Raw genomic sequence first — 12,870 nt, forward strand, 5'->3', positions numbered from 1 at the left:
CCACTAACCACTAACCACTAACCACTAACCACTAACCACTAACCACTAACCACTAACCACTAACCACTAACCACTAAATCTCCCCCTCCCACCGCTCAAAAATGCGTCTTATCTTGTTTTGATAAGAATTGTTACATATTCGGTTTTATTGTTTTGCTTGAGAGGTTTATTATGGTGAAAGCGAAAAACTAATGATTAATTAGGTTTGCTAGTTTTTCGATAAATACATCAAAAAATAATTAGTACGGGACTCCCATGAAAAAAGTAACACTTACCGCGGCAAGTATTGCACTAGCCCTCGGTCTTGTTGGTTGTGGTGAAAAAGAACAAGAAACTAAAGCACCAGCAACTGCGACCGTAACTGAAGCAAAAGCTCCTTTAAATTCAGGCATTGAATTGGCGAACATGGACAAGTCTGTTCGCGCACAAGATGACTTTTACTATCACGTAAACGGCGAATGGTTAGAGAAAACAGAAATTCCAGGTGATAAATCAAACTACGGTTCATTCACTCAGCTTTACGATGATTCGCAAAAAGCGATGAAAGAAGTGCTAGAAAAAGCAGCGGCAAATAAAGACGTTAAGCCAGGCTCTGATGAAGCTAAACTAGCTGCATTCTATAACAGCTATATGGACGAAGCAGGCCGTGAAGCGGCAGGCATCAAGCCATTAACACCAGTGCTAGAAAGCGTTGATGCAGTTAAGAACAAATCTGATCTAGTTGCTTTAATGGCAGAACTTCGCATTAAAGGCGGTAGCCTACCGTTTGGTTGGTACGTAAATAACGACGCGAAAAATTCTAGCGAAAACGCGATGTATGTTTATCAGTCAGGTTTAGGTTTACCAGATCGCGATTACTACCTAAAAGATGAAGAGAAATTCACAAAAATTCGTGAAGCTTACCAAGCATACGTAACAGCAATCTTAAGCAAGGCTGGTGTAGCTGATGCAGAATCTGCGGCTAAAGCAATTATCGATCTTGAAACAAGCATTGCTGATGCGCAGTGGAGCCGTGTTGAAAGCCGTGATGCAACTAAATCTTACAATAAGATGAGTGTTGCAGATGCTAACAAACTTACTGGCGACTTTGATTTTGCAGCTTACCTTGATGCATCAGGTATCAAAACTGAAGATGTAATCATTCGCCAACCTAGCTACCTAGAAAAATTCGCAGGTATCTATAACGATACAGACTTAGCAACGTGGCAGAACTACCTTAAGTTCCACTTTGTTAGCAACTATTCTCGCCTACTAGATAAAGAGCTAGTAGACCTTAACTTTGATTTTTACAGCACAACACTTCGCGGTGTAACAGAGCAATCACCACTTTGGAAAAAAGCAGTTGATGCATCAAACGGTGTATTAGGTGAAATCTTAGGTAAAGTATACGTTAAAGAAAACTTCCCACCTGAAGCGAAAGCGCGTATGGAAGAGTTAGTTGATAACGTAATCAAAGGTTATGCAGTTGCGATTGAAAACCTTGAGTGGATGAGCCCAGAAACAAAAATCGCGGCTAAAGAAAAGCTTGATAAGTTCACACCAAAAATTGGTTACCCAGATAAATGGAAAGACTACTCAGCACTTGAAGTTAAAGGTGATGACTTAGTAGGTAACTACATTCGCCACAGCGAGTGGGAATATGCAGATATGACTGCAAAACTAGGTAAGCCAGTTGACCGTTCTGAGTGGCACATGACACCACAAACAGTAAACGCTTACTACAACCCTGTGAATAACGAAATTGTATTCCCAGCGGCTATCTTACAACCGCCATTCTTTAACCTAGAAGCTGATGACGCTGTTAACTACGGTGCAATCGGTGCGGTAATCGGCCACGAATTAGGTCACGGCTTTGATGACCAAGGTGCGAAGTACGATGGTGACGGTAACTTACGTAACTGGTGGAGCGAATCAGACCTTAAACAGTTTGAAGAGCGTACAGGTCAGTTAGTTGCTCAGTATAACGAGTACAAACCATTTGAAGATGCTAGCGTAAATGGTCAGCTTACATTAGGTGAAAACATTGGTGACTTAGGCGGCTTAACAGTTGCTTACACTGCTTATCAATTATCACTTGGTGATGAAAAAGCGCCAATCATTGATGGTTACACAGGTGATCAGCGTTTCTTCATGGGTTGGTCGCAAATTTGGCGTCGTAAATATCGTGACGAAGAGTTACGTAACCGCCTAATGACAGACCCTCATTCACCAAGCCATTACCGTGTAATCGGTATTCTTTCAAACATGCCAGAATTCTATCAGGCATTTGATGTGAAAGAAGGCGACAAGATGTATATCAAACCAGAAGATCGCGTAAAAATCTGGTAATTGATTATCGATTTAAAAAAGGCTCTGAGTGCATGCTCAGAGCCTTTTTCGTTTGGAGCTGTCAGCTTTCAGCCGACATTTGATGTAGGCGTGAAATTTATTTCGCGCGTTAGTTGCGTGTTGTGTGGTGTTTAAGACGCGCCAAGCAAGCGTGACGCCTACGGTGATGCAGGCGTGAAATTTATTTCGCGCAGTGTTTTTGTCTTGTGTGATGTTCAAGACGCGCCAAGCAAGCGTGATGCCTACGATTGATGTCGGCGTGAAATTTATTTCGCGCGATAGTTGAGTATTGTGTGATGTTTAAGACGCGCCAAGCAAGCGTGACGCCTACGGTGATGCAGGCGTGAAATTTATTTCGCGCGATGTGTTTGTATTGAGTGGTGTTCAAGACGCGTCAAGCAAGCGTGACGCCTACGATTGATGTAGGCGTGAAATTTATTTCGCGCGATAGTTGAGTATTGTGTGACATTTAAGACTTGCCAAGCAAGCATGACGCCTACGGTGATGCAGGCGTGAAATATATTTCGCGCGTTAGTTGCGTGTTGTGTGGTGTTTAAGACGCGCCAAGCAAGCGTGACGCCTACGGTGATGCAGGCGTGAAATTTATTTCGCGCAGTGTTTTTGTCTTGTGTGATGTTCAAGACGCGCCAAGCAAGCGTGACGCCTACGATTGATGTCGGCGTGAAATTTATTTCGCGCGATGTTTTTGTATTGCGAGGTTCAAACATTTTTGGTGTAAATTGGCTAGGTGTGTTTTTAAGTTCTAAGATCAGGTTTTACCTTCAGGATTGATAGGTTTATGTTTTCGTCAAGGAAGAGACTTAAAGGGCGTAACTCACATTCAAATTGCTATTATTCAGTAACTCTTTGTTGTGAGAATCGAGTACCTATATTTGCCAACTACCTATATGCAGTTGATGCTGCCAAAGCAATATACTATTTGGAAGATAAAGTAGAGACAATCTGCTTTGTTCTCATGCCTGACCATTTACATTGGATATTTCAACTTCGCCCTCAGCAAAACTTATCAGCAGTAATTAAGCTGTATAAAAGCATGGTGACCATGTCTATTCGTAAGAGAAAGGGGCGCAAAGTCGTAGTCTGGCAAAGTAATTTTTATGATCATCAAATCAGAGATGAAAACGACCTAATACATCAAGCTCGATATGTAGTCGCAAACCCTCTACGCGCAAGATTAGTTAAACACGTTGGCGATTACCCGTTTTGGAATTGTATTTGGTTGTAGGCGTGAAATTTATTTCGCGCGATGGTTGAGTATTGAGTGGTGTTCAAGACGCGCCAAGCAAGCGTGACGCCTACGGTGATGTAGGCGTGAAATTTATTTCGCGTGAAGAAATTAAACCATAATCGCATCTTTTAGATACTGGAATAACTCTTTGTAATTCTTGGCTGGCTTTTCTGCTTTCACTTCTTTTGCGGCGCTACGCACTAATTGGCGCATTTTTTGGCGCTCAAGAGAAGGGTATTGATCAATTGTTGAATTGATCAGGTCGTCACCTTGTTTAATCAAATCATCGCGCAGGGTTTCGATTTTGTTCATCAAAACATCGGCTTGATTGTTTTTATTAAGCATGATGTCGATCATCGCTTGGATTTCATCAACGTTTTCTGTGGTACGTAATACTTTTGCGATGTAGTTTAAGTTACGACGGTAAGCATCGCTCTTATCACTTACTTTATCAGAAACAACTAACGCTTCTTTTAAGTCGTGATTAAGCGGTAAACGATCGCGTTGCTTTTTCGGCATTTTTGCAATTTCAGCACCCAGACCATGATATTGCATGGCTTCACGTTTTAATTCGCTTTTTGATACGTAAATAATTTCTTCTTCGATAAGTGGCTTTTTCTTCTTCGCCATAAGGATGCTCATTCAGTAAACTTAACTATTCGCTATTATACGCCATTTAGTTAATGATTAATATTAGCTGATGCAGGTCTCGCAGTGTGTTAGCATTCGTTACACTATAAAAAATATCAGAACCTAGGACACACAAGATGAAAGATCCTATTTATCAACACATTTCTGAAGTGAAAGACGCTGTAAGCGAAGTACTGGAGCATGCAAAAAAATTGGGTGCTACTGCGGCTGAAGCGGCGATGTCAAGCACATCAGGTTTGTCTGTCAGCACGCGCATGGGCGAAGTTGAAACAATAGAGTTTAACCAAGACGGTGGCTTAGGTATTAGTGTTTATGTGGGTAATAACAAAGGCTCTGCTTCAACAGCCGATTTAAACCCTAAAACATTACGTACAGTGGTCGAAAAAGCCATTGATATTGCAAAGTTCACCTCTGACGACCCATTTAATGGTATCGCTGATAAAGAGTTACTTGAATTTGCACCGCAAGATTTAGATTTATACCACCCGTGGGAAGTTAGCCCAGAGCAAGGTGTGGAGTTTTGTCATCAAGCAGAACAAGCGGCGTTAAATGCCGATGAGCGCATTGTAAATTCAGATGGTGCGAGTTTTTCTTCTCACCAAGGTTTACGTGTTTATGGTAACAGCCATGGCATGATTGCAGGTTACCCGCGTACGCGTCATAGCATTAGTACGATGGTGATTGGTAAAGAAGGCGAGCAAATGCAGCGTGACTCGGCTTATACCATCGCGCGCCATAAAGATGACTTAAATGATGCTACAAAAGTAGGCCTCGAAGCAGCAACCGAAACCTTGGCTAAGCTTAACAGCCAAAAGCTCGGTACCATGAAAGTACCAGTGATCTTTAGAGCAGATATTGCTAACTCATTATTCGGTCATTTAGTGTCGGCGATTGGTGGCGGTGCGCTTTATCGTAAATCGAGCTTCCTGCTTCATAGCTTAGGCACTAAAGTATTTAGCGATTGTGTAAATATCTCTGAGCGCCCGCATTTATTAAAAGGTTTAGCGTCTTCACCGTTTGATGCTGAAGGTTTAAAAACTGTAGACCGTGAAATTATTCAAGGTGGTGAGCTGCAAACTTACCTATTAGCAAGCTACGCGGCACGTAAACTGTCGATGGCACCAACGGGTCATGCTGGTGGTATTCATAACTGGTTAGTTGAACAAACCCATGCCGATTTAAAAGCGCTTTTAAAAACCATGGGCACAGGTTTATTAGTAACTGAACTTATGGGCCAAGGTGTGAACACGGTAACGGGTGATTACTCACGTGGTGCAGCGGGCTTCTGGGTTGAGAATGGTGAAATTCAATACCCAGTAAGTGAAATCACGATTGCTGGTAACTTAAAAGATATGTTTAAGGCTGTTGTGGGCTTAGGTGGAGACATCGAGCGCCGCGGCGGTATTCAAACTGGCTCTGTATTGATTGAACAAATGCAGGTTGCAGGTAGTTAATTTATAAATAACGAATCATTTTTTAAAAGCCTCACTTTAGTGGGGCTTTTTTATTTGAAAAAACGCTTTACCTAAACTTAACTTGAGGTTTTATCTTGGTGGCAGTTTAAAAATAAAAAGGAAAACTACCATGTATTTAGAACACGTAAACCTTGTTGTTAGTAATGTTGATGACATGCTGCACTTTTATAAAGCCGCGTTCCCGCATTGGCGTGTGCGTAGCCAAGGCGATAGCAAATGGTCGGGCAAACCGCGCAAGTGGCTGCACTTTGGTGATGATTACCAATATCTTGCATTAAGCGATAACGGTGAAGCTGAAAACCGTGATTTAGCAGGCCACCAAGTAGGCCTTGCTCATTTTGCTTATGTGACAAACGATATTAATGCCGTAGTTGAACGTCTTGTTTCAGCCGGTTATGAAATTGATAAACACGGCCCAGAAAATCCATATCGTAAAAATGTATATTTCATCGACCCTGCAGGTTTTGAAGTTGAGTTTGTAGAGTATTTTAGTGATATCCCGAGTGAGAGGAATAATGACCAGTGAAGCTTTAAGTCATAAGCTGTCAGTTTTAAGTTGAACAGTGTTGTTTGTTGGTCAGGCATAGGTTGATCAAATGGCGTTGTATATAAGACGCGCCAAGCAAGCGTGACGCCTACGGTGTAGGCGTGAAATTTATTTCGCGCGAAAATAATTGCACAAAGAGAAGTGAATGAGAAAAGAATGAGGAAGTGATAATAATATTTTTGTTATCTCTAAAGCGAAGCACCTCATATCCTCTTTGTGCGATTAGATGTCTTTGATGTGGGTGTGAAGTTTAGTGAGCTATCAGCTTTCAGGCGTCAGTTTTGAGCCGAGCGGTGTTGTTTGTTGGTCAGGCATAGGTTGATGGAATGGCGTTGCATATAAGACGCGCCAAGCAAGCGTGACGCCTACGGTGTAGGATGCGTTTTAGCGCCGAACAGCTTTACTTTATTCACGGCTAAAGCCGTTCCCACGTTTGATGTAGGCGTGAAATTTATTTCGCGCGATGGTTGCGTGTTGTGTGGTGTTTAAGATGCGCCAAGCAAGCGTGACGCCTACGGTGTAGGGTGCGTTTTAGCGCCGAACAGCTTTACTTTATTCACGGCTAAAGCCGTTCCCACGTTTGATGTAGGCGTGAAATTTATTTCGCGCGTTATCTTATTATATTGCGCGATGTAAAACTGTGGCTACGATAACTAGCACCTAGCACCTAGCACCTAGCACCTAGCACCTAGCACCTCGCAACTTTTACTGCACCTTATTCATTTCTTTCCAACTGGCTTTTAGGCTGTTGGCAAAGCTGATGAACTTTTCTTTCATGGTACGTTTAACTGAAATCTCGACTGAGCCTAGCCATACATTACCTTCAATAGTGATGGTTGGGCCTTGGCCTTTATTTAAGGCTACAGATTTATTCTCTACACTGCCAATTACACTAAACAATTTAGATACCACATTTACATGTTCTGGTACGTAGATTTCGTCGTTTCCTAAAATGCAGTTCACGTAAATGGTGACATGCTGATGTTGGAAAATTGCTTCGCTAAAGTCGAGTTCGATTGAACCTAGGCAGTTTGTTAGGTGAATTTCTTTTGGTACTACCCATTGGCCGCTGCGCTCATTTGAACCCAAAATACTACGAAGCTGCAGGCTTTCGTTGTCGCTGCTGTGGCTATAGTGAGGTTTAAATTGCGCATGCTTATGCGATTTGTAGTCAATATCTGCTTTTAGCTCTAAATCTGCAACTAGTTCAACCAGTACTTCGTTGCTAGTGGCTGCCATTGCCTGGTCTAGTCGGCGTTCAAATGCTTCGGCTGAAATAACAGCATGACTGTAGTTATAAATGAGTTGATCAATGACTTCTTCTCTTACTTGATCGATTGGGCGATCTTCAAGTTTAACGGCCATGGTAGTTTCCTGTTGTGATTTTAAAGGTGATTTTTTAGTTATTAATTACGAAGCAAGCCTTAGGCCAAAGTTTATTTTTATATAAATCAATGGTTTGTGTTTTTTGCTAATAAACAACTTCGTTAAATTAACCACAGATTAATAAAATCAGCAACTAAGTGGCCATTTTTGCAACATCGTGAACTTCTTACCGAGCAGCTTGTAAATCTTTACCTAAATGAATATAAATAGTCGCTGAATAGGTGTTTAACTCACTGAAAATAAACAAATAAATAGTTGGCATTATAGTCGCATTAGTAAAAGTGTCTTTAATCAAAAGGAGAAAGATTATGAACACTTTTAACAAATCTATGATTGCCGCTTTAGTAATTGGTGCAACTAGCATGTCAGCTCAGGCAAGCAGCTGGGAAAATGAAAGTAAAGATGCTTGGATTGATGGTAAGGCAGAAACTGTGCTTCTTATGAACACAAACCTTAACAACTTTGACATCAACACTGATGTAACGAATGGCAAGGTTGTACTTACAGGTAAAGTTGATAGCGAATTAGATAAAGAGCTTGCTGAAGAGCTAGTTCTTAGCCTAGACGGTGTTAGCTCTGTTGATAACAAACTAACTGTTGTTAAAAACATGAAAGCTAAGCACATGAAATCAGACAAAGCTGATTCAGCAGAAAGCGACTTAACCGACGCAAAAATCAGTACTGTGATCACGACACGTTATTTATTTAACTCAGAAGTAGGTGGTACAGACATCGATGTTGATACTGACATGGGTGTGGTAACACTAAAAGGTACTGTTGAGTCTGATGCAGAAAAGCAATTAGCGGTAAGCATTGCTGAAAATGCTGAAGATGTTCGCAAAGTAATCGATGAATTAACGATTGTTGCTGAATAATAGCAAGCCCTATATAGCCCAGCTTTGGCTGGGCTTATCTTTTTCAAGGAGTGAGTCATGGATTTAATACGTATTATTTTATCGGTTTTAATTCCACCTCTCGGCGTATTTTTACAGGTAGGTTTAGGTGCGCAGTTCTGGATTAATATTCTTTTAACCTTATTAGGGTACATTCCAGGTTTGATTCATGCTGTGTATATCATCGCTAAGCGATAATCACCGCATTAATCTACAAGGATGGGTAATGGAGCACAGCAAGGAAGGGCTGTAGGAGTAACGGACGATAAACCGCAAGGAGTTTACAGTATGGATAATGTAACTACGCACAAAGGACAACAAGGAAGTAACAAGGCGTTATGGAGTAGCGCACAATGGCAACGCTTTATGGATAAAGTGAATGGAGATGATAGCAAGGAATAAGCTTAGGCAGGAGCCAAACAGGATGAAGCTAGCGTAAGGAGGAGACTATATGGAACAAGTACAAACGCAACCAATACAAGGATTGACCGACAAAGGAGTTGCTTTATGGAACAAGCAACAGTGGCACGAATTTATGGAACACGCGAAAGCGGTTGCGCCACGACTAACAGGGAAGGCTGACGATAAAAACCCGATGTCATCTTCAGGTGACATCGGGTTTTTAACTACTTCAGCAATTTATCTTTATAACTTAAATTGATTCACCGTCTTATTTAAAGCGGCTGCCAATTCATTCAAATCACGTGCTTCATCCGCCAATTCATGGGCATGATCCGCAGTGCTATTCACTAAGTGATTAATCGCTGCCAAGCTATTGTTAATATCTTCTGCAACCACAGTTTGCTGCTCTGTCGAAGTCGCAATTTGATGACTTTGATCTTGCACATTTGTCACAGATTGCGCGATATCTTGTAGAGCTTGCAATACAATTTGTGTTTGCTCAACTGAGCCTTCAGCACGCTCTTGACCTTGTTGCATCATAGTCGATGCTTGTTGGGCAATTTGCTGTAAACGGCTAATCATGTTGCGAATATCATCTGTTGATTCTTGCGTTCTGCTTGCCAGTGAACGAACTTCATCAGCAACAACAGCGAAGCCTCGACCTTGCTCGCCAGCACGGGCTGCTTCTATCGCCGCGTTTAGTGCGAGTAAGTTGGTTTGCTCTGCTATTGAGTTGATAACATCAACTACCGCGCCAATGTTGCCACTTTCTTGCTCAAGACCCGCAACCACTTTAGACGCTTCACCAATATGGCTTGCAAGAGCGGTCATGACTGACTGAGCTTGAGTAGAGCGTTTCGTACCGTCAACGGTGATGGTTTGCACTTCTTCAGCGGCATTATTAGTGTGCTGGGCATTGCGCGAGATTTCCATCACTGTAGACGCCATTTCGGTTACAGCCGCACTCACACTGTCAACTTGTTGCTTCTCTTGCTGAATTTCATCGTTGGTTTTTTGCGATACAATTTTCAACTGGCTCGCAGCTTGGCTAAGTTGTTCGGCCTGCGCAGCCGTATTTAGCATCATTGCACGAAGTTTATCGATGAAGGTATTCATGTGATGAGCAAGTTGGCCCACTTCATCATTACTCTTGATTTCGATTTTCTGTGTTAAATCGCCATCACCTGATGCGATATCACGCATAATGTAAGTCAGTTTAGTCAGCGGCTTGGTGATCATTTGCGTGGCCCAGAAGATCATCGCAATGATAATCGCAAGAATGATGATCACTGAGGTTGTGGTTGTCATCACTGCATCATTTACTGGCTCATCAATCATACTTGTTGGAATTAAAATACCCACGTACCAATCAAGGTAAGGGGTTTCTAGCTCAAGGCGGTTGTATACAACGTAATATTGCTCACCTTTGAAAGTAACAAAGCTGCTGCCATCTTTTTGGCTTTTCATCGCGCGGTTTAATTCGCTAAAGCCTGATGTGTCGCTAAATTGTTTTTCGAGGGCATCTAAGCCTTCTTTGCCATTCGGACCTTCGTCAGTCACAGATAGCTTGTGGCCAGTGCGCTTAGATAAGTGCACAACCTTTTGATTGCCATCAAGCAAGAAACCAAAGCCTTGGCCATTAAAGCGAATTTCTTCAACCATGTCGTTGATATTATTTAGCTGTAAATCAACACCACCGAAGCCTATTAGTTTGTTTTGTTTATAAACAGGCTGTTGTACAACTGCAGAGGCATTACCCGTGGTTAAATCCACAGAAATAGGACCAACATAAAGTTTGTTGATCTTTAAGGCATCTTGCCACCAACCACGTTTGTAAGCGTAGTAAGGTTGGCCATTATAATGAGTGGTACGCTCGTTTTCTTTGAAGTACTCACCTGTTGTTGCAGATGCAAAGAAGGCAGATAAGATGTTGTCATCGTTGCCACTGATACGCACAAAATCTTGATTAACGCTGTCGTATCCAGGCTGGTTATCAAGGCTTTGGTCACGTTTAGTCCAGTTGTCGAACCAATTCACTAAATGCGGATTTGTCACGAAGGTTTGTACTACTTTACCGTATTTGGCAAAGTAACCTTGCATTGAAAGTCGCTCACTCTGTAAATAGCTGTCGGCTTCGCGTTGAATAGCTTGGCGCGATAGTTCAGCAATATGGCTAACAAAAAAACTAGACGCGATGATCAGTAGTACACTTATCGTCCCGCCGATGAGTAGTAATATTTTTTTACGTAAAGAGAGGTTATTTAACATAGGTGCACGTGTTTTTATTATCGGGTAGAGTTACCTATCTAATCATATTTGCACCCAAATCGCTACACTGCAAAGCGATGGTTATTAATAAAATATTACATAATACATAAGGTAAGTTACTAAATGACTGTTAGTGATAACAAAATGGTAGTGTTAGGCGCAGGCTGGCTCGGCCAAGCTCTTTGTATTAAGGCAAAAGAATTAGCATGGCAAGTGCAAGGCACACACCGTAGTCGCGAACACGAACATCATTTTCAGCGTCAGTTTGCGTTTGCTGGCGATGAACTTGTACATGATGTATCGCTTGAAGAGGCATGGTGGGTGTGTGCAATTCCACCGCGTAGTCGCAGCTCAGAAAGTAATTATTTAGCCACTTTGCAAGCAGGGCTTGAGCTTGCCAAGCAGCTAAAGTGTAAAGGCTTTATTTTATGTTCTTCGACAGGTGTTTACCCTGCTGATAATGGTCATTACGATGAGAGCACAGCAATTAATTGCCAATCAGCGCGCCAGCAACTGCTATTTGATGCTGAGCAGTTAGTGCTAAATGCCGGTGGTAAAGTATTACGTTTAGCGGGCCTTGTTGGTCCTGGGCGCGACCCAGGTAAGTTTGTTGCAGGTAAAGAGCTGTCTAGCTCAAGTCAGCAAGTGGTAAATATGGTACAGCAGCAAGATGTGATAGCGGCGATTTTTTCTGTAATTGGAAACTGGTCAAGCGCGAGCAGCATTTATAATGTGGTTAATCCGGCGCATCCAACAAAAGTAGATTATTACCAGCAAAAATGTGCTGAGCAGGGTAATCAGCCACCGACATTTACTAGCCATGATAAAGGTGAGCGCCTCATTGATGGCTCGGCGATTGAGTCACTGAATTTTCGTTATCAAGCGCCTATTTAGCTACTTTTTAAAAGTTAGGTGGCCGCCCAGTCGGTATTTACTGCCCGGTGAGACTAAGCGCGCAAAGCTTACAATGCCTTGCGATGACCAAGTTCGGCGGATCACTTGTAAGCATGGCTCTTCGTTGTACAGGTTGAGCCATTCACACATTTCTTGATTGGGCATGATTGCTTCGACCGTATGGCGAGCCTCAGTGAGCGGGGCGTTCTGCGATAAGTATTCGTGGGGTGTTAGGCTGTGAAAATCTTGTTGTAAGTAGTCTTTAGCAAGAGCAGGGTTCACAAAACGCTCCTCAACTTGCAGAGGTTGCTCGTTCTCATTGTGCACAATCACACTTCGATAAACATGGCTGTCGACCTCGACACCCAAAGCAATCGCGATGGGGGCAATAGCGCTGATTGATTCCATCACTAAAATCGTACAACTGTAATTGCTGTTGCGTGCTTTAACTTCATCGGCAATGTTTTTGATTTCTAGTAACGAAGATTGTGATTTGAAACTGGCAACAAAAGTACCTTGGCCTTGGCTGCGGGTTAAGATACCTGCATCGGTTAACTCACTGAGCGCGCGCCTAGCTGTCATACGGCTAACTTGAAATTGACTGGTGAGTTCGTTTTCTGAAGGGACACGGTCGTTTTCTTGCCATTCTCCCGATTGAATATTTTCCAGAATGAATTCTTTTATTTGCGCAAACTTAGGGACGCTCATTATGAAAAGTTTATTTATAAGTTAACAGTGTGTTACAAGGTGACATAATTTTCTTGTATATACAAGATG

General features: G+C 42.2%; 12 protein-coding genes. 8 read left to right on the top strand and 4 right to left on the bottom strand.

Going from position 1 to position 12,870, the window contains the following annotated elements; translation table 11 throughout:
- Positions 1–255: 255 nt before the first annotated feature.
- Both EXT43_RS14110 and EXT43_RS14115 read left to right on the top strand, forming a co-directional pair.
- Complete coding sequence (locus EXT43_RS14110) at positions 256–2,328, top strand: M13-type metalloendopeptidase (RefSeq protein WP_130167253.1); 2,073 nt, start codon at positions 256–258, stop codon at positions 2,326–2,328.
- Between the two features lie 799 nt (positions 2,329–3,127).
- On the top strand, positions 3,128–3,574 hold the full coding sequence (locus EXT43_RS14115) for a transposase (protein WP_130167254.1): 447 nt from the start codon (positions 3,128–3,130) through the stop codon (positions 3,572–3,574).
- A 111-nt stretch (positions 3,575–3,685) separates the two neighbouring features.
- Here the strand turns inward: EXT43_RS14115 and yjgA are convergent, their stop codons facing one another.
- Positions 3,686–4,207: a ribosome biogenesis factor YjgA gene (gene yjgA, locus EXT43_RS14120; protein ID WP_130167255.1), complete on the bottom strand. Its 522-nt coding sequence runs from the start codon at positions 4,205–4,207 to the stop codon at positions 3,686–3,688.
- Positions 4,208–4,344: 137 nt separating this feature from the next.
- On the opposite strand from yjgA, the gene pmbA reads away from it, so the two are divergent.
- Both pmbA and EXT43_RS14130 read left to right on the top strand, forming a co-directional pair.
- A complete protein-coding gene (gene pmbA, locus EXT43_RS14125) occupies positions 4,345–5,682 on the top strand; it encodes a metalloprotease PmbA (protein WP_130167256.1) in 1,338 nt (445 codons plus the stop codon).
- A 130-nt stretch (positions 5,683–5,812) separates the two neighbouring features.
- Positions 5,813–6,229, top strand: coding sequence for a VOC family protein (locus tag EXT43_RS14130; RefSeq protein ID WP_062566018.1), 417 nt, complete (start codon positions 5,813–5,815; stop codon positions 6,227–6,229).
- Positions 6,230–6,955: 726 nt separating this feature from the next.
- Here EXT43_RS14130 and EXT43_RS14135 read toward each other — a convergent pair.
- Positions 6,956–7,615, bottom strand: a complete 660-nt coding sequence (locus tag EXT43_RS14135) for a LiaF domain-containing protein (protein ID WP_054563314.1) — start codon at positions 7,613–7,615, stop codon at positions 6,956–6,958.
- A gap of 329 nt (positions 7,616–7,944) precedes the next feature.
- On the opposite strand from EXT43_RS14135, the gene EXT43_RS14140 reads away from it, so the two are divergent.
- From EXT43_RS14140 to EXT43_RS14150, 3 genes are all read left to right on the top strand, one after another.
- The gene (locus tag EXT43_RS14140; protein ID WP_054563315.1) at positions 7,945–8,511 is read left to right on the top strand and encodes a BON domain-containing protein; all 567 of its coding nucleotides are present in this window, start codon (positions 7,945–7,947) and stop codon (positions 8,509–8,511) included.
- A gap of 57 nt (positions 8,512–8,568) precedes the next feature.
- On the top strand, positions 8,569–8,727 hold the full coding sequence (locus EXT43_RS14145; protein WP_064971745.1) for a YqaE/Pmp3 family membrane protein: 159 nt from the start codon (positions 8,569–8,571) through the stop codon (positions 8,725–8,727).
- Positions 8,728–8,980: 253 nt separating this feature from the next.
- Positions 8,981–9,190, top strand: coding sequence for a hypothetical protein (locus tag EXT43_RS14150; RefSeq protein WP_130167257.1), 210 nt, complete (start codon positions 8,981–8,983; stop codon positions 9,188–9,190).
- On the opposite strand, the gene EXT43_RS14155 is transcribed toward EXT43_RS14150, so the two are convergent.
- Positions 9,175–11,199: a methyl-accepting chemotaxis protein gene (locus tag EXT43_RS14155; RefSeq protein WP_130167258.1), complete on the bottom strand. Its 2,025-nt coding sequence runs from the start codon at positions 11,197–11,199 to the stop codon at positions 9,175–9,177. The genes EXT43_RS14150 and EXT43_RS14155 overlap by 16 nt on opposite strands.
- 123 nt (positions 11,200–11,322) lie before the next feature.
- Here EXT43_RS14155 and EXT43_RS14160 point away from each other — a divergent pair, with 123 nt between their 5' ends.
- Complete coding sequence (locus EXT43_RS14160; RefSeq protein ID WP_130167259.1) at positions 11,323–12,093, top strand: NADP-binding protein; 771 nt, start codon at positions 11,323–11,325, stop codon at positions 12,091–12,093.
- Here the strand turns inward: EXT43_RS14160 and hutC are convergent, their stop codons facing one another.
- Positions 12,094–12,801: a histidine utilization repressor gene (gene hutC, locus EXT43_RS14165; RefSeq protein ID WP_055021370.1), complete on the bottom strand. Its 708-nt coding sequence runs from the start codon at positions 12,799–12,801 to the stop codon at positions 12,094–12,096. It lies immediately after the preceding gene.
- Positions 12,802–12,870 lie beyond the last annotated feature (69 nt).

Origin of the sequence: Pseudoalteromonas sp. CO109Y, from assembly GCF_004208935.1 — a bacterium.
In the GTDB taxonomy this organism is placed as follows: domain Bacteria; phylum Pseudomonadota; class Gammaproteobacteria; order Enterobacterales; family Alteromonadaceae; genus Pseudoalteromonas; species Pseudoalteromonas shioyasakiensis.